Source organism: Moraxella sp. K02, assembly GCF_041154755.1.
Lineage (GTDB): Bacteria > Pseudomonadota > Gammaproteobacteria > Pseudomonadales > Moraxellaceae > Faucicola.
Genome location: NZ_AP031590.1, coordinates 1017327 through 1035335, shown reverse-complemented (window position 1 = coordinate 1035335; position 18009 = coordinate 1017327). Strand labels below are relative to the sequence as shown.

General features: G+C 45.2%; 15 protein-coding genes. 5 read left to right on the top strand and 10 right to left on the bottom strand.

Annotated elements, in window-relative coordinates; translation table 11 throughout:
* Positions 1-303: 303 nt before the first annotated feature.
* Positions 304-4506, bottom strand: coding sequence for an ATP-dependent RNA helicase HrpA (gene hrpA, locus ACAM39_RS04740; RefSeq protein ID WP_369628578.1), 4203 nt, complete (start codon positions 4504-4506; stop codon positions 304-306).
* 247 nt (positions 4507-4753) lie between these two features.
* Here hrpA and ACAM39_RS04735 point away from each other — a divergent pair, with 247 nt between their 5' ends.
* The gene (locus ACAM39_RS04735) at positions 4754-5422 is read left to right on the top strand and encodes an alpha/beta hydrolase (RefSeq protein ID WP_369628403.1); all 669 of its coding nucleotides are present in this window, start codon (positions 4754-4756) and stop codon (positions 5420-5422) included.
* Between the two features lie 65 nt (positions 5423-5487).
* On the opposite strand, the gene ACAM39_RS04730 is transcribed toward ACAM39_RS04735, so the two are convergent.
* Complete coding sequence (locus ACAM39_RS04730) at positions 5488-5910, bottom strand: hypothetical protein (RefSeq protein WP_369628402.1); 423 nt, start codon at positions 5908-5910, stop codon at positions 5488-5490.
* Between the two features lie 30 nt (positions 5911-5940).
* The gene (gene wrbA / locus ACAM39_RS04725) at positions 5941-6546 is read right to left on the bottom strand and encodes an NAD(P)H:quinone oxidoreductase (protein WP_369628401.1); all 606 of its coding nucleotides are present in this window, start codon (positions 6544-6546) and stop codon (positions 5941-5943) included.
* Between the two features lie 250 nt (positions 6547-6796).
* On the opposite strand from wrbA, the gene ACAM39_RS04720 reads away from it, so the two are divergent.
* Entirely contained in the window at positions 6797-8818 is a 2022-nt protein-coding gene (locus tag ACAM39_RS04720) for a YihY/virulence factor BrkB family protein (protein WP_369628400.1), read from the top strand.
* A gap of 72 nt (positions 8819-8890) precedes the next feature.
* Here ACAM39_RS04720 and ACAM39_RS04715 read toward each other — a convergent pair whose 3' ends face one another.
* Genes ACAM39_RS04715 through ACAM39_RS04705 form a run of 3 tightly spaced genes read right to left on the bottom strand, consistent with a single transcriptional unit; the run spans position 8891 to position 11644 of the window.
* Positions 8891-9415, bottom strand: coding sequence for a DUF2127 domain-containing protein (locus tag ACAM39_RS04715; RefSeq protein ID WP_369628399.1), 525 nt, complete (start codon positions 9413-9415; stop codon positions 8891-8893).
* Between the two features lie 43 nt (positions 9416-9458).
* Positions 9459-10625, bottom strand: coding sequence for a dihydroorotase (locus tag ACAM39_RS04710; protein ID WP_369628398.1), 1167 nt, complete (start codon positions 10623-10625; stop codon positions 9459-9461).
* Between the two features lie 35 nt (positions 10626-10660).
* Positions 10661-11644 (bottom strand): aspartate carbamoyltransferase catalytic subunit, encoded by a 984-nt coding sequence (locus ACAM39_RS04705; RefSeq protein WP_472828271.1) that lies wholly within the window; start codon positions 11642-11644, stop codon positions 10661-10663.
* 295 nt (positions 11645-11939) lie between these two features.
* Between ACAM39_RS04705 and ACAM39_RS04700 the strand changes: the two genes are divergently transcribed.
* Together ACAM39_RS04700 and ACAM39_RS04695 are read left to right on the top strand one after the other, a co-directional pair.
* Positions 11940-12917: a class 1 fructose-bisphosphatase gene (locus tag ACAM39_RS04700; RefSeq protein ID WP_369628396.1), complete on the top strand. Its 978-nt coding sequence runs from the start codon at positions 11940-11942 to the stop codon at positions 12915-12917.
* On the top strand, positions 12917-13693 hold the full coding sequence (locus ACAM39_RS04695; RefSeq protein WP_369628395.1) for a TrmH family RNA methyltransferase: 777 nt from the start codon (positions 12917-12919) through the stop codon (positions 13691-13693). Before ACAM39_RS04700 ends, ACAM39_RS04695 begins: the two co-directional genes overlap by 1 nt.
* Before the next feature lie 73 nt (positions 13694-13766).
* Here the strand turns inward: ACAM39_RS04695 and ACAM39_RS04690 are convergent, their stop codons facing one another.
* Genes ACAM39_RS04690 through xthA form a run of 3 tightly spaced genes read right to left on the bottom strand, consistent with a single transcriptional unit; the run spans position 13767 to position 16037 of the window.
* Entirely contained in the window at positions 13767-13949 is a 183-nt protein-coding gene (locus tag ACAM39_RS04690; protein WP_369628394.1) for an NF038104 family lipoprotein, read from the bottom strand.
* Between the two features lie 31 nt (positions 13950-13980).
* Complete coding sequence (gene argJ / locus ACAM39_RS04685) at positions 13981-15195, bottom strand: bifunctional glutamate N-acetyltransferase/amino-acid acetyltransferase ArgJ (protein ID WP_369628393.1); 1215 nt, start codon at positions 15193-15195, stop codon at positions 13981-13983.
* Between the two features lie 29 nt (positions 15196-15224).
* Positions 15225-16037 (bottom strand): exodeoxyribonuclease III, encoded by an 813-nt coding sequence (gene xthA / locus ACAM39_RS04680; protein ID WP_007116821.1) that lies wholly within the window; start codon positions 16035-16037, stop codon positions 15225-15227.
* Positions 16038-16323: 286 nt separating this feature from the next.
* On the opposite strand from xthA, the gene ACAM39_RS04675 reads away from it, so the two are divergent.
* Entirely contained in the window at positions 16324-17079 is a 756-nt protein-coding gene (locus tag ACAM39_RS04675; protein ID WP_369628392.1) for an IclR family transcriptional regulator, read from the top strand.
* A 112-nt stretch (positions 17080-17191) separates the two neighbouring features.
* Here ACAM39_RS04675 and ACAM39_RS04670 read toward each other — a convergent pair whose 3' ends face one another.
* Positions 17192-18007 (bottom strand): Cof-type HAD-IIB family hydrolase, encoded by an 816-nt coding sequence (locus ACAM39_RS04670; RefSeq protein WP_369628391.1) that lies wholly within the window; start codon positions 18005-18007, stop codon positions 17192-17194.
* Positions 18008-18009: the final 2 nt, after the last annotated feature.

Genomic DNA, 18009 nt, shown 5'->3' with positions numbered 1-18009 from the left:
CATGACTATTCAATATAAGTCATACCCTGCAAAAACACTATTAGTCATGATTTTAGTTCAAACAAAGTTTAGGGCGTGTCCCTAATTCCGAAAAAAGTATTTTTAATGGCCTAAAATGCCTAAATCTGGCAAAACTGCGTTAAATTGTTTGACAATATTCCAATATTATCTGCACAATTTGCCTTGTTTTGCTAGCGATTTAGTCTATTTTTAGCCTCATTATCCAAATAGGGACACGCCCTAGAAAAATTATTTTAAATCAATATTCTATAAAAAATCCGCCAAATTTTGACGGATTTTTTGTTAACCATTCAACTCATCCCACAATTTTTCTAGGCGTTTATCTGATACAGGCACACGGGTTTTCATCGGCTGGGCAAACAGCTGAATCCGAAACTCCTCAACCAACCAACGATACGGCATAATTGTCTCATCATTACCCTTAATAGACAGCCTCTCCATGTGCTTATCGAGCTGGTACACGGCATCAAGATCGGCATCCAAATTGTGCTCAAGCCTATCGAGTCGCACCAACAACGCCTGCAGATAACGCGGATATTGCTGCCAATCTTGATAACTCATGCGATACACAAAGTCCGACAAACTCAAATCATCGAGCTGGTCTTCGATATCTTCAATACTTTCTTCAAAAATATCACGGTCAAGTAACAGCAGTTTTTGGCGAACTTGCTGCCACTGCTCATACACTGATTTTAGCTGAACTAATACACTTTGCCCAACGCTCAAGAAATTGGTAAGCACCACGGCTTTGGCTTGGTTAAATTCATCCAACGTCAAAGGCAACTGATTGATGGCAATCACCAACTCTTTATCATGAATCCCTGCCGTGAATTTTTCATGGTCAAACTCTGCAACAAATTTTTCAAAAGTGGCATCAAGCGTGGCATGAATCAGCAAATCTTTGAGTCTATCAAGCTCACCGAGTGGGGCAAAGGCAAGTTTAAAGTTTTTATCAATTTGGCTGGTAAGCTGTCTGGCTTTCGCGCCTAATTCATTGCCGATTAGAGCAAGCAAGCCTTGACGGTGTTTGTTGAGTGCCACACTGACGTCAGTAAATTGCTGAATAGACACAGCCTTTTTATCGCTATAGCTTGGCTGTCCATCAGCAACCAGTGCCGAAAACTGCTTGATCATCACGCCTGCACTGTGACGGTTTTGCATAAAGTTAAAATGCTCGGGAAACTCGCTATGTACGCCTTTACCACTGGCGACGGCTTGGCTTGTGGTGACTTGATGACGCAGTTTTAATGCGTCAATATCTCGCCCTTTTTCAATCAGGCGGTTTTTGTCATCGACCAGCGCAATTTGTGGCTGCAAATAGGTTTCAACCTCATTTGGGTTAAAGTCTTTTGGCTCTACAAATTGATTGTTTGCCCCACGCACGCCGCGCTGGTTTAAGGCTTGGCACAGTTGCTTTAGCAGTCCGCCATGGTGGTTTTTTTCAAGCGTGTCAAAAATTTGTTTGGCGGTATCGGGCACAGGCACGATTTGACGGCGAATATCTTTGGGCAACGTCTTTAATAGCTGCAAAACCAGCTCATAGCGCCACCCTGCAATACCCCATAATAACTCAACCGCATCAACTTGAGGTAAGGCAACAAGCGGGACTTTAATGGTCACGCCATCATCGTCGCTGGTCGGGTCAAAAATATACGACAGGGGTAGTTTTAAATTACCCAGTTGCCACGTTTCTGGGAAAGCTTGGGTGGCGGGTGCTTGTTCGTTGAGCACATCTTTATCACTAAAAAATAAAAACTGTGGCTCCGTCTTTTCTACCTCTTTTCGCCAATCTTCAAAAACTTTGCGACTAGCGATATGCTCAGGCACTCGCTTGGCATAAAATTCGTATAATTGCTCTTCATCAACCAGCAAGTCTCGACGCCGCAGCTTGTCTTCAATCAACGAGACATCAGCGACTTTATCTATATTATGCTGCAAAAATGGCGGCAATTTGCCCTTTTTACCATCGCCTGTGGACGGGGCATTCAGATTGCCCAACACCAAGGCATCTCGCAAAAAGATTTCTCGAGACTCGCTAAGGTTGACCCGCTCATAATTCATCAGTTGTTTGTGTACCACAATCAGACCAAACAAGCTGATTTGGGCGTATGCCTTGACATGCCCCGTTTTGGCTGACCAATGCGGCTCAAAATAATGGTATTTGAGCAAATCCCCGGCCATCGCCAATATCCACTCTGGCTCGATTTTGGCAGCGGTACGCATAAATACCTGCGAGGTCTCAACCACCTCAAACGCCATTACCCATAGCGGATTTTGCTTAAACAAGGTACTGGCAGGAAAAATCTTGGCTTTGTGCTGACGCGCGGTGACATACTCGCCGCGTTTGGCTTTGATTAGCTTGCCGCCTTTATCGACTTCATTGACTTTTTGGGCAATGAACGACAACAGACCTGTGAGTAATGCTCGGTGAATAGGCACATAACTGGCTGGCTCTTGGTTGATTATTAATTTTAAGCCATCCACCATTTGCAGCAACTGGCTATGGGTTTGTTGCCATTCACGTAAACGCGGCGAGCTTAAAAAATGTTTTTTGGCAAAGCTTTTGCGTTGGCTGTTGGTTAATTTGTCGTTTCCATATGGGCTTTGCGCGATTGGCGCGGCTTCATCATCTAGCGTTGCATTTTTTTGACGGTCAAGATCACTGTTTTTAAATTCACTACTTTTAAATCCACCGCTTTTAAATAAAGCCCCATGAATTGCCTGCCAAAGACTGAGATAAAATAAAAAATCGCTGTCGGCTTGGCGAAATAATGCGTGTTTTTGGTCGGCTTGGGTTTGCTTATCACTCGGGCGCTCTCGAGGGTCTTGCACTGACAAGCCCGATACAATCACCAATAGCTCTTTGAGACAACCGTATTGCTCACCTGCAATCAGCATACGTGCCAAACGAGGGTCTATGGGCATTTTTGCCATCATTTGACCGACTTTGGTGAGTTGATTGGGATGGCGTTTGGATTGACCTTTGCTATTGTCATTAGATGTGCTTAGGCTATTTTCAGGTTTTTTAGTGGCAATCGCCCCCAATTCTTCTAATAGTTTACGCCCATCATTGACCAGTCGATTGTCGGGTGGCTGGATAAAGTCAAAGTTTTCTACTTCCCCCAGACCCAAGTTTGCCATTTGCAAAATCACCGATGCCAAGTTGGTACGCAGAATTTCAGGCTCGGTAAATTCCGGACGGCTGGTAAAGTCCTCTTCTGAATATAAACGGATACACACGCCTGCCGCGATACGTCCACAGCGACCTTTTCGTTGATTGGCGGCAGCTTGGCTAATCGCTTCAATCGGCAGTCTTTGTACCCGCGAGCGATAGTCATAGCGTGACATCCGAGCAAATCCCAAATCAATGACGTAGCGGATATTGGGCACGGTTAAGGCGGTTTCGGCAACGTTGGTGGCGATGATAATGCGACGGCCGCCTGTCGGGTGAAAAATCTGCTGCTGCTCGGCAAAACTTTGACGGGCAAATAACGGCAAAATCTGGGTATGACGGGGGGCATATTGGTTTAAAATATCTGCCAAATCATGAATTTGCGCTTCTGTTGCCGCAAAAATCAAAATATCCGCTTGGTCAGCATGCCCTTTGCTGGCAGCGTCTTGGTAGCACTCTTCCACCGCTGCGGTAATCGCTCGCGGCAAGTTTTCTTCGACATCATCAAAGCTGTCATCATCCGAACCTGTGACAATCTCCTCCGTCAACGGACGGTAGCGCACTTCCACGGGATAACTGCGACCTTCAACCACAAACACAGGCGCGGGCGTCGCTTGTTTGGTTTTACTATCAACGCTAGAAAAATACTGGCTAAACCTTGCTGTGTCGAGCGTTGCCGATGTGATAATCACCTTTAAATCGGGACGTTTTGGCAATAGACGCTTGAGATAACCCATGATAAAGTCAATGTTAAGACTGCGCTCGTGGGCTTCGTCAATGATAATGGTATCATAGCGGCTCAAAAACTTGTCATGTGCCATTTCAGCAAGCAAAATACCGTCGGTCATCAGTTTGACAATGGAATCCGATGAGCCTTGCTCAGTAAAACGCACTTTAAAGCTGACTGTCTGTCCGAGCGTTTCCCCTAGTTCTTCAGCAATGCGATTTGCCACACTACGCGCCGCTAATCGTCTTGGCTGTGTGTGTCCGATTTGCCCTGTTAGCCCTCGCCCGGCAAGCATGGCAATCTTAGGTAACTGGGTGGTTTTGCCTGAGCCTGTCTCCCCTGCCACGATGATGACTTGGTGGTCTTGGATGGCTTTGATAAGCCTATCGGCTTGTTGGCTGACGGGCAAATCTTCGTTGAGATGTATCGTTGGCAGACTGGCGATACGGCTTTGCACCCTGTCTTGCGAGTGTTTGAGTTGTTTTTGGTAGCGGTCAAATCTTGACGTATAGTCTTCGCTTTCTTTGTCTTTGATTTGTTTTAATTGTTGGGCAAGGCGTGACAGATAATAGCTGTCTTTTGCCATGACCGGTAATTTCACACCATGGTGCTTGTCTGTTTGAGGCTTGTCTAGTTGAGGATCATTTAATGGTACAGCAGTCGATATAAGTTCTTTCATTCACTTAGGCTATTCTTATGGTAAACATTGCCTAGATAATGTGGTATGAATAAGCTAAAATCAAGCGTTATCCCTATTTTTAAGCTATCCGATAATTATTTTTATGACATTTATTTTTTATGATATTTGCTAGTTTCACATGAAAGGAGAATTTATGAGTTTATTAAAAACGGTTGAAGTCATTCACAACCCTAATAACTTGCCGATTGACAGAGCGGTGATTTGGCTACACGGACTGGGCGCAAATGGTCATGACTTTGAGCCGGTCGTCCCTGACTTGGGACTCGATGGTAACCACGGCGTGCGGTTTGTATTTCCCCATGCCCCCGCCATTCCTGTAACCATCAACCAAGGTTATGTGATGCCAGCTTGGTATGATATTTTGGAAATGTCGCTTGAGCGCAAAATCGACACCGCACAGATTGAACAATCCGCCCGCGCGATTGGAGAATTAATCGCACGTGAAGTCGAGCGCGGTGTATCGCCAGCGCATATCGTGATTGCAGGATTTTCGCAAGGTGGTGCGGTCGCTTATCAGACGGCACTCACCTATGACAAACCATTAGCCGGACTGTTAACCCTATCGACTTATTTAGCGACCAAAGACAGCCTAACTTTAAGTGATGCCAATAAAAATCTAAACATCGCCATTCATCATGGCACACAAGACCCTGTCGTCCCAGTACAGCTTGGGCAAGAAGCCAAAGCATGGCTTGAGTCAAAAGGTTATCAGCCGCAGTTTTACAGCTATCCGATGGCGCACCAAGTATGTATGCCGCAACTCAAAATTATCGGTAAATGGCTAAATGATGTGTTGGCCTAACGATGTTTTAGCATAATTTTTTAGCATAAAAAGAGCGTACCTGACTGGGTACGCTCTTTTGGCAATTAGCCATTCATCTTTGGCAGTCGTTTTAACAAAATAAATAGCCAGTAATTGACCCATCCTAGCAAAACAAAATCCACCAACCACACAGCCATCAACCCCCAATGCGTTTGATAGCCGTATTTTAGTGCAACCATACCACTGCCGCCCAAATATACAAAAGTGAGCATACTTAGCAGCAATAGCGCGTATGGGCTTTTGCCTTTCACGATATAAGGCGTTGATAAGAGCGCAGGTATCAACCACAAAGCTTGCCAAGCAATCCCGCCGACCATAGCAGGCTTTGCACTTGCCAACCAATGCGTCAATAGCGGTACTGCCAGCAATCGAAACCCTAGCCAAACCCACCATACTATGGTTAAGCGTCGGTGGATGGGATAAATGGGTTTTGGCGCAGATAGTGAGTGCGTGGCTTGTTTTCTCATAATGCTTGTTTTCTCATAATGCTTGTTTTCTCATAACGCTTGTAATGCCTTGGCAATTTTGGCTAGACGTTTACCTTGGGCGATGGCTAATGTTTTTTCGTCCGCGCTCATGATGTGGTCATGCTTTGCGCCACTGACATGGCTTGCACCATACGGGCTGCCACCTTGGCTCGTGGTATTGAGCGCAGGCTCACTGTACGAAATTCCCACAATCACCATACCATGATGCAGTAGCGGCGTCATCATGCTAGTCAACGTCGTCTCCTGCCCACCGTGCATGGTGCCCGTACTGGTAAATACGCACGCAGGTTTGTTTTGCAAATCCCCCGCGAGCCAGATTGTGACGCTATTATCCCAAAAATACTTCATCGATGCTGCCATATTGCCAAAATGGGTGGGACTGCCGAGTGCCAGCCCCACACAGTTTTTTAACTCATCCATTGTGGCGTACAGGTCACCCTCATCAGGAATACTTGGCGCGATTTTTTCAGTCTCGCTACTGACCTTGGGTACCGTGCGAATACGAGCGGCTATGCCCGTGCCACTGTCTTCAATACCTTGTGCGACCAGATACGCCAAATCTTTGGTTGAGCCATTTTGGCTGTAATACAAGACTAAAATATAAGGTTGACTCATGGTTTTTCTCACATCACTTTTGATAATTGTTACGTCAAGCTAGTTTGGATGAATAAATTTTGCTGGATGAATTTTGATGGCAGGGTCAAGGCAATCTACTAGCCAGATTGCCAATTGCAAAACACCAAAACTGTTCACAGTAATTCAATAAACAATTTTTTTGAATATGATACCATACTGCCATACAATCACTGCCTTTTTCGCCGATTTGATGGTCAAACTTTGAAATTTTTTATCAATAAGAACTACTATGAATGAACTCATTGCCAAACTAAAAAAATTATCCATTTTTAAACATAAATGGGTGCAGTTTTTGATGTACCTTATCAAAAATTTTATCGATGATAATTGTAGCCAAAAAGCTGCATTACTGACGTATACCACGCTGCTGTCTATTGTACCGATTTTAACCTTGTTGGTTGTGATTCTCTCCACCATCCCGCAGTTAGCAGAAGCGCGTGAGCAGATTCAAAACTTGATTTTTAGCAATATTTTGCCCAGTACCGGATTACAGGTCACCAAGTATCTTAACCAATTTACCAGTAATTCATCGAACTTAACCATTATCGGTGTGGGTATTTTGTTTTTTACCACCATTTCCACTTTAACCACGATTGAAACCGCGTTTAACCAAATTTGGCGTGTTGAAAAAAAAGAGACCAGTTGGCTCAATCTTGTGCGTTATTGGGTGATTATTACCCTGTTGCCTATTGTGCTTGCCATCGTCATGATTATTTCAAGCACTGTGCAAAGTCTGAGCTTTCTAAATCAAAAAATTGGCGGCTATGGGATTGACTGGGCAATTTGGGTGCAATTCGGCTCCATTGCGATTGTACTAATGGGTTTAGTGGCGATGTATTGGTTTATCCCACGCTGCCAAGTACGTTTTAAACATGCGCTGGTTGCCGGTGTTGTGGTTGGGATTATCTTTGAAATCTTAAAACTCACCTTTGGCGCGATTGTTGACAACTTTACCAGTTATAAAGCGGTGTATGGGGCGTTTGCGATTTTGCCTTTGTTCTTACTTTGGATTTATATTTCTTGGAATATTATTCTGCTTGGCGTGCAAATCAGCTACTGTTTGACCATTTTTGAGACCAAAGAAATCTTTCCCCGTCATGCCTTGTTTAGCTTGATGGATATGCTAAACGTGTTATACCGTGAGCATAAAAAAGGCAATGTCGTCACCGAAGCCGGTCTGCGTGATGTGCTAGGTCGCCAAGAGATGCCAAATTGGTACACTTATATTAGCTTTTTACAAGATAACAATCTCATCACCACCAGTGACAAAGATGAATATGTGCTTAAACGCTCGCTCGATGATTATAGTTTTTGGGATTTTTATCAAAATATGCCCTATCCTTTACCGCATGAAAAGGATTTGCGAAAACTTAAAAATAACGCGCCTTGGACTGTGCAATGGATTAATACCTTAGCCCGTGGTGAAGCTATGCTCAAATATAATTTCGATATATCGATGGCAAGTATTTTTGATAGTATCGCACCGCGTCAGACCCCAAATGCCGAAGACATCGAGCCAGATACAGGAAAAAAAGATAAAGGTAAAGGTAACAAACTAGCCGGTCAACGCGAAGGCTCAGGTCTATCAGGCGGTCAAGTCAGTGACGTGGTTAATGAAGATAAACGCATCAAAGAAACCGACGCTGAGCAAGCGACTGGCTTTGATGGTACGCTTGATTTTAAAGGTCAAGGTAGCTTATCAAGTCAACCGCGTGATTTTAATGCTTTAAATAGCGATGAGTTATCAGATGAATTATCACATGAATCATCAGTTGCTAAGCAAGGTCATGATAACCAAAAACACTTGTCAAATGATAACGGGTTAGATGATAAACATTCGCTAAAAACGCTTGAAGAAAGTAACAGTGAATACGACAGTCATGACGAAAACAAAGCGACTCCCTCATCCACACAAAATGGCAATGCCACAGACGAGCATAAATTTGCGATTGATAATTATTTAAATGCCAATAATTTTGACAATATGCGTTGGGATATCAGTAACCTAGATGACACGAGTTTTAGCAATGAAATTACCACCACCCAAATAGTCCAATCAAAAATCCTAGCGGATGATGACAAAGCGAAAGGTGATAATACGGCAGTGATGGCTAAAATTCGTCAGATTGTGCCGGCTAGTGTACTCGATAGTCCTTACAATCCTTTTAATTTTATCAAATCAAAAATTGCAGCCAATGCGAGCAAAAAATCCCCACGTATCATTACCGAAAAAGATAAACCAGATAGCTAGACCAGACAGCTAGTTTGGCGAGTAAAAAAGGGCAGATTCTGCCCTTTTTTTATCGCTTTTTTTATCGATAGCTTAAGCCTGTGTTATCTTTTTACCCAATAACCCTTTGGCGTGCATGTTGCGATAAACCACCACAACAATGACGATATTCACTAGCAGTATCAAAAAGTTAAGCCAATTAAACCGATGGCTAAATAACTCATAAACCTCAAGCGGCAAAAACACGCCGTAGCCCAAAACACTATACCAATACGCCCATATCTTATCTCGATAAAGACCGTAGGTTTCCACAAAACGCAGCAGCGCATAGCCCACGACTATCCAAAAGGCTTTTTGCCAATTTTGGTTGGCGACCCAAGCATAGTGATTTAGCGCCTCTATTTGGTGGTGCAGTGCCATACCCATGATATGATGCAGTGCCTGTGAGACCACCCGCGCAATCCATTGCAATTTATCATGCCCTACAAAAATAATAGCCGCCACCCCTAGCGCTGCCAATCCTTTTACCAGCTCATAGATAGCGACCATGATGATGGAGTTCTTGGCATGATGGCTATTAGGCACTGTCGGGGCTAACTGCTTAAACGCCTTTGGCATGATTCATTACCATATCTAATCTTGAAACAAACCTAAAACAAGCCTAAAAATAGACTTGCTCGACTTTCCCTGTCAGCTCGCTATTGATAAATGGCGTATTTTTGCCTTGCGACATCATTGATTCTTTAGTCACCGTCCAAGTCAGACTGGGGTCAACCAGCACCGCCCCGCCCGTTTGATGGTAGCTAGCTTCAATGCCAGCGATTTTGGCAGGATTAAGTGCGATTTTTTCTACTAGCTGCTCTGGGGTCAAAATACCCTCTCTGACCAATTGACAAGCAAGCCCCATAAAAGTATCAAAATTGCTAATGCCGGGTTTACACTCCGCAAATGGCGCTTGTTTGGCGGTTTTTGCCAATGGCTCATGGTGGCTACAAATCGCATCGATAGTGCCATCTTGCAAGCCCTCTTGCAGTGCTTTTTTGTCTGTATTGGAACGCAGGGGCGGCAACACATACGCCAAGGCATTAAAACCAATCAAGGCATCATCGGTTAAATGTAACTGGTGCATCGCCACATCACAGGTCACGGGCAAGCCTCTTTGTTTCGCCCAGCGAATCAAATCAATCGATGATTTGGTGGTCAGCTGACCAAAATGTGCCGATACGCCTGTTTCTTCGACAATCAGCAGCTGCTTGGATAACGCCACGGTTTCAGCAATCCAAGGAATCCCTGCCAAACCGTGATAAGAGGCGATGTAGCCATCATGCGCGACACCGTTTTTGGATAAACTGGGTTCATCAGGGTAAAAAAATACTTTGATATCATATGTCGCTGCATAATCCAGTGCTTGCAGTAGTACATCATCATTGGCGAATTTGCGGCGAGCATTGCTGACCCCGATGATGCCACCTTGCTTCAGCCCAAGCATATTGGCGGGTTTTTCACCTTCAAGACCTGCAGTCATCGCCCCTAACACATGCAGATAGATGCCACCATCTTGATAAGCCCGCTCTCGCAAGCCTGCCAGTAACGAGCCGTTCTCAAGCACGGGATTGGTATCAGGTGGTATAACGACATGCAAAAAACCGTTTTTTCGAGCCGCGGCGCCTTCTGATTTTAGTGTACCATGCGACTGGTGCCCAGGTTCACGCAAACGCGCACATAAATCCACCAGCGGCGGTAATAGCCATTTGCCATCGCTGTCGATAGTGTCAAGCTGCGTGGTATCAAATTGCCAATTGGCAGGTAAAAGATTTTGAAGCGTCATGGTTTTGCCTACTTTGTCATTTTTTTTGCTAAATTTTAAGATGCGCTGCGTGCGGCACGTTGCCCTTGCATAGCCAGTGCCAACACCGCCATACGTACCGCAATGCCGTTATTGACTTGTTTTAAAATCACCGATTGCTCGCCATCAGCAACACTTGATGAGATTTCAACACCACGATTCATCGGTCCTGGGTGCATGACAAGCGCGTCAGGTTTGGCAAGGGCAAGGCGTTCGGTAGTGATGCCATACGCTTTAAAATATTCGGATGTCGATGGCAATAAAGGTGAGCCAATACGCTCATTTTGAATACGCAGACCAATAATGACATCACAGTCAACCACCGCCGCGTCCAAATCGTTATAGACACTGACACCATACCGCTCAATGCCTTTTGGTAGTAATGTCTTGGGCGCGACGACGCGAATTTCTTTAACTCCTAAGGTTTTGAGCGCCGCAATGTCCGAACGGGCAACACGGCTATGCTTGATATCGCCGATAATCGCTACCGTTAATTCCTCAAACGGTCTTGGCGCTTCACGATAAATCGTGAGCATATCGAGCATCGCTTGGGTCGGATGCGCGTGCCAGCCGTCACCACCGTTGATGATGGCAATATTTGGGGTGACTTCGGTTGCCATAAAATGCGCAGCCCCACTCGATGAATGACGCACCACAAAAATATCCGCTGTCATGGCTTCAAGATTCCACAGCGTATCGCGTAAGCTTTCGCCTTTTTGGGTACTGGACTTGGCAATATCGATACTGATGACACTGGCGCCAAGACGTTTGGCAGCCACATCAAAGGTGGTGCGAGTACGGGTAGAATTCTCAAAGAACAAATTCATCACCGTACAGCCTTCAAGCTCATCACTGTTACGGATGCTGTTGGGGCGACCGGCATTGTCAGTTAAGTAACCATTGGATTTTTCGATGATGGCCATCAGCTGGGCTTTGGTTAAGCCTTCTACGCCGATAAAATGCCGCAAATCACCTGCTGCGGTCAGTTCTGGCTTTGCCATCGCCTGATCAAGCTTGCTCTGTAGCGCTTCGTTAGATAAGGTTTGGGTGTTTAAAATATTCATCAGCCACCTAGATTTGTTGTTATTTGTATAAATTTTGCCTATTTTACCGTAAATCGGTTGGAATAAATACGCCAATATTTTGCGATTATCGCTGATACGACGGGTCAAAAAGTGCTACAATTTGCGGCAAATTGTCTATATTTTTTTTAATTCATGAGGTCTAAATTCACCCTGCTTAATCGTATGTGATTGGGTTAGGGTGTTAATTTATAATTTTATAATAAGGTCTACTATGTCAAATCTTGAAACTTATCTTGCCGCGCAAAATGCCCAACCTGCCGTTGCCGACATCATTACCACCATTACCAAAGTCGGCATTCAAATCAGCGACTTGCTCAAACGCGGCGCACTCGCGGATATTTTGGGCGAAGCGGGTAACCAAAACGTGCAGGGCGAAGAGCAAAAGAAGCTCGATGTCATTGCCAATGATTTGTTACTAGACGCTTTGAGCAGCAATCCGCATTGCGCGGGCGTGGCTTCTGAAGAATTAGATAACGCCACTCCTGCCAATCAAGATGGCGACGTGTTGGTACTGTTTGACCCACTCGATGGCTCATCTAATATCGATATTAATATGGCAGTCGGTACAATTTTCTCGATTTTACCCTACCACCACCAAGGTCACCCTGCGACGGATGAGGACTTTTTGCAAAAAGGGACTGCGCAGTTGGCATCGGGTTATATTTTGTATGGCACCTCAACCGTGATGTCAATCACGCTTGGTAACGGTGTCGCCATGTTTAGTCTTGACCCAGACACCAAAACGTTTGTGCAAATCAAAGACCAAGTGCAAATTAGCGCAGATACTAAAGAATATGCGATTAATGCCTCCAACTATCGCTATTGGTTGCCACCGATGCAGCGTTATATTGACGAGTTTACGGCGGGTAAAACTGGCGTGCGTGGTAAAGATTTTAATATGCGCTGGGTGGCGGCGATGGTGGGCGATATTCACCGTATTTTGTGCCGGGGGGGGATTTTTAGCTATCCATTTGACACCAAACACCCTGATAAACCCGGTAAACTGCGTCTGATGTATGAAGCCAATCCGATGAGCTTACTCATTGAGCAAGCGGGTGGTTTGAGTACCGATGCTATCAATCGTATTTTGGATATCGAGCCGACCAGTATCCACCAGCGGGTGCCTGTGGTACTGGGGGCAAAAAACGAAGTTGAGTATGTGAAAAAATTACATGAAGAAATCAAATAATGCTTATCACTTCAAAAGACAACCCGACCATCAAGACTGCCCATGCCCTTCTCACTGCCTCGCGCCAGCGTAAGAAGCTGGGCAAAACCGTGATAGAAGGCACGCATTTGCTTGAAGCGTATCTAAATGCTGGTCTCACGCCCGACACCGTGATTGTCAGCGAAAGCGGTCTGCAAAATGACGAAATCAACGCCCTGCTCGGTCGGCTTAACCAGATAAAAACGTTAACGGTCAGCGATAATTTGTATAAAGAGATTCGCACGCTGGGCGAGAGCCTGCCCATCATGGCGATGATTGACATGCCGCATTTAGACTTTGATCAGCCCATCACCAGCGATTGCTTAATCATCAATGGTGTGCAGGATAATGGCAACCTAGGCACACTGTTACGTACTGCCTCAGCGGTGGGCATAAAGACGGTGATTTGCACTCAAGGTAGTGCGGCTGCCTATTCACCTAAGACGCTGCGAGCGGGCATGGGGGCAAATTTTAGTTTAACGATTTTTGAAGGCATCAGCGTAGATGAGGTATTGATGAAGGTCAAAGTGCCGATGTTTGCCACGAGCTCACATACCGATCATATTATTTATCAGACCGATTTGAGACAACCGTTAGCCTTGATTATGGGGCATGAAGGACAAGGCGTGGATGAGAGGTTAATTAGTCAATCTGCCCCGATTGCCCTACCGCAGCCCAATGGTCAAGAAAGCCTAAACGTGGCGATAGCAGGGTCACTGTGTCTGTATGAAATGTTACGGCAAAGACGCTACGCATGATTGCCATAAATAATTGCCATAAATAATTGCCATAAATGAATGAGTGTGACATAAATGACTAGACAGCCTGTGTTTAGTTTTTTTTGTCGTCACTATCACCTGGTATCACCGCTTTGGCGACGGCTACCGTGCCTTTGACCACCCCTTTGGTGGTCTTATAGGCAACTTTGACAGGAACAGTGACAATTTTATGCACACACCCTTGTAAGATAACAGCGGTGGTCAGCACAAAAAGCAGGGTGGTTAGTTTTTTCATTCGTTACCTTTAATTGACTTTAAGATTGACTTTAAGAACGATAATCAGCATTGATTTTGACATACTCGTATGATAAATCACAGGTATAGACAGTATCACTCGCCTGCCCGCGACCCAATTCAATATGAATGGTAATTTCAGGACGCTTCATCACCTCGCTGCCACGCGCCTCGGTATAGTCATGTGCCAAGCCGCCACGCTCGCAGATACGCACCTCATCGAGTGATACCGCCACTTTTGACTGGTCAAGCAGCACGCCCGCTTTCCCTACCGCTGCCAAAATACGCCCCCAATTTGGGTCGCTGGCAAAAAATGCGGTTTTTACCAGCGGTGAATGCGCCACTTCATACGCGATTTTGGCACATTCTTCAGAGGTTTCACCGCCTGTGACTTTTACCGTGATAAATTTGGTTGCCCCTTCACCATCGCGTACAATCAATTGAGCGATTCGAATCATCACATTTTTAACTGCTTGATAAATTGCTTGATAATGCGGGTGATTTTCACTGTCAATCATCTCCCCAACTTGTCCTGTGGCAATCAACGTACAGCAGTCATTGGTCGAGGTATCGCCATCCACCGTGATGCGGTTAAATGACTGATTCACCGTGTCGGTTAAGATATTTTGTAGCAATGTTTTCTCAATGTTGGCATCGGTTGCCACAAAGCCAAGCATGGTCGCCATATTGGGGCGAATCATCCCTGCCCCTTTTGAGATACCTGTCACGGTATAGGTGATGGCATCAATCGTGACTTGTTCGCTATGCCCTTTTGGGGTTGTATCGGTAGTCATGATGCTATGAGCGGCGGCAAGCCAATTATCTTCGGTTAAATTGGCTAAGGCGCTGTCTAACCCCGCGATGATTTTATCCGCAGGCAAGGTTTCGCCAATCACCCCGGTGGAGTAAGGCAATACTTGCTCGGCTGCGACACCGGTTTTTTCTGCCAATGCCATACAAGTTGTTTTGGCACGCTGTTTACCGTCTTCACCCGTGGCAGCATTGGCGTTGCCTGTGTTGACAATCAAATAACGGGGGCTGTCTTTAGCGATAAATTCTCGCAGCAACTGCACAGGCGCGGCACAAAATTGGTTTTGCGTGGTGACAACCGCGGTATTTGCGCCCGCTATGATGTCAAAAACCGTTAAGTCTTTGCGCCCTGCGTAGCGTACATGGGCTTCGGTGATGCCAATTTTTATCCCTTTCACTGGGTTTAATTTTACAAGTTCGACATTGCCAACTGGCATAAGAGCGCTCCTTACTGTTGTTTAATTGATTAATCCAAAAAATCTGCCCAAATCGGGGCATGGTCGCTGGGTTTTTCCATAGCACGCAAATCATAACTGACACCTGCACCGTTGAGCTTATCCGCCAAATCAGGCGTCATCAAGATATGGTCAATCCGCAGTCCCCGTTTTGGCTCATCGTCAAATCCTTTACTGCGATAATCAAACCAACTTAGCGCTTGACCGTCGGCATATAACGCCCGATAAGTATCATGCAAATCTGTCGCAAGCAGGGCTTGGTACCACTCTCGCTCCTCGGGCAAAAACGAGCACGTGCCATTTTTTAGCCAACGTTTGACACTATCCTCGCTAATGCCAATATCAAAATCAAGCGGCGCAATATTCATATCCCCCATCAAAATCATACTGCGATTTTCTGCTTTAAGCTGCAAGATATAGTCGGTTAAATCGGCATAGAATTTGCGCTTCATCGGAAATTTGGTTTCATGCTTGCGATTTTCACCTTGCGGGAAATAGCCATTGAGCACATCAATATATTTGCCATTAAAATCATAGCGCGCATGGATAAATCGTCGCTGCGCATCGTCGCTATCAGTTGGAAAGCCTTTTTGTACAAAAATAGGTTTTTGTCGTGATAATAACGCCACACCATAGTGAGATTTTTGCCCAAAAAACTCGACATGATAGCCCAATTGCTGCACGCTCTGCAGCGGAAATGCGTCATCATGTACTTTGGTTTCTTGTAGCCCAATGACATCGGGCGCGATAATATCGCGAATGGCTTCAAGCTGGTGTGGGCGCGCCCGCAATCCATTGATATTAAAACTGACAAAACGCGGCATGTGTTTTCCCCAAATTGATAAATATGTCTTGGTATTGATAAATGTGGCTTGGTTAAGCGTTAAATGCCGACTATATTAGCGGATATTGCCCGCAAGCTCAATTTGAAAGCAAATTGGGTCTGCAACACTGAGGTTATGCATGATGAACCCGCAAATAGCAGGTGAAGTTTAAAAAAATTTTGGTATAATCAAAAAACCTTGCACTTTATTCACTGCCAACTTTGCAAAATATTTTTTTCAATTTTTTCTGGCGACGTGCTGACCTTAGACTTAAAAAGACAATATAATGGCTCGAGTTTCTTCTATTACCCGTGTTTTAAAAATCATCGAAGCCGTGTCTGCGGCACAGCGTCCTTTATCCCCGCTGGACTTGTCTGAGATTTTGGATATTCCAAAACCGACCATGCACCGGCTGATACAGCAGCTGCAAGAAGAAGGCTTTGTGCGGGTCGATATCAATGGTACGATTGTGCCTGCGTCGCGTACGCGGCATATGGCGATTCATCTGTGGCAAAGCCAGCAAGTGGCGATTCAGCGATTTGCGATTTTGCAAAGACTGGTGGATAAAATCGGTGAAACCTGTGGCATGGCAGTACCTTATTACGTCAACATGGTATATACCGACCGCGTACCTTGTCCTTCTGCCTTACAAGTGTATATGCCCACTGATTCTCAAGCACCCATTTGGTGTACGGCGGCTGGTAAAATCTACCTCAGTACGCTCACAAAAGATGATAGGGCCACGCTACTAAAAAATTTATCGTTAACCGCTATCACCCCTGCGACGATTACCGATAGGGAGGCGCTCAATCAAAGTCTTGAACAGGTAGCTAAGCTGCGCTATGCAATTTCTGATGAAGAATATATTGCCCAAGCGGTCTCAATTGCTGTGGCAATCAATGACACCCAAGGTCGTTACATCGGCTCACTGTACACAACTGCACCTAAAACGCGCAAATCCCTCGAGGATTTGATTGGGTTTGTACCTGATATGCAAAAAGCTGCGGATGATATTCGTGATGCGTTTTTTGGGGAAATTTAAAGGTTATCCTTGACACTTTTGACAAGGCAAAGTTAAAACGCTCAAAGCAATTTTGTTGATAGATTTTAGCTTACTTAGCTCAAATGGTGGGGCTTAGTCATTTGCAGCCTCATCAATGTGGCAACAAACCCAAATGTTGTAAGCCTTGATAGATGCCATCTTCCCACGCAGTCGGGCATACATAGTCAGCCGCCGCTTTCACATCGGGATGGGCATTCCCCATCGCCACACCAAAGCCGACTGTCTGTAACATTTCAATATCATTTACCCCATCGCCAAATGCCATCGCATCTTCAAAATCCAGCCCCAGTTTATTGAGCGCCTGCGCAATTCCTCGTGCTTTCGAGCCTGTCGCATCTAGAATATCGATACCGTTTTTGTGCCAGCGCATGATTTTTAAAGTCGGGGGGAATTCAAAATTTACCTGCGTGTTGTCAGGATGAAATGCCACGACTTGATAAATAGGTATCGACAAATCAATGTCATCATGACGGGCAGTACGGTAAGCTATTTTAAGTGAATTTAAAGCTTCTGACAGCGCCTCATCTTCCGCTAACGCGATAATTTCAGTATCGGTCATGTAGGCATAGGATAAATTGTTTGATGCAACATAATCGGTAATCAGTTTAATTTGCGCAGGCGTCATCGGATAATGCGCTAACAATTCCCCTTGGTGATGACTGCATTGACCGTTGATGGTGACAAGCACATCGATACCCACGGTCTCAATGAGCTCATACACCGCTTTGGGAAACACCGCACGACCCCGACCCGTAGCGATAGCGACCATAATGCCTTGCTGCTTTAATTGTTTGAGTGCCTCAATCGCGGATTGCGGCACCCTTTCTTGATGCTTGATGTACAAGGTGTCATCAATATCAAAAAAGACAATTTTTGGTTTTTTGGGGTGTGCTGTTGGCTTAGACATAA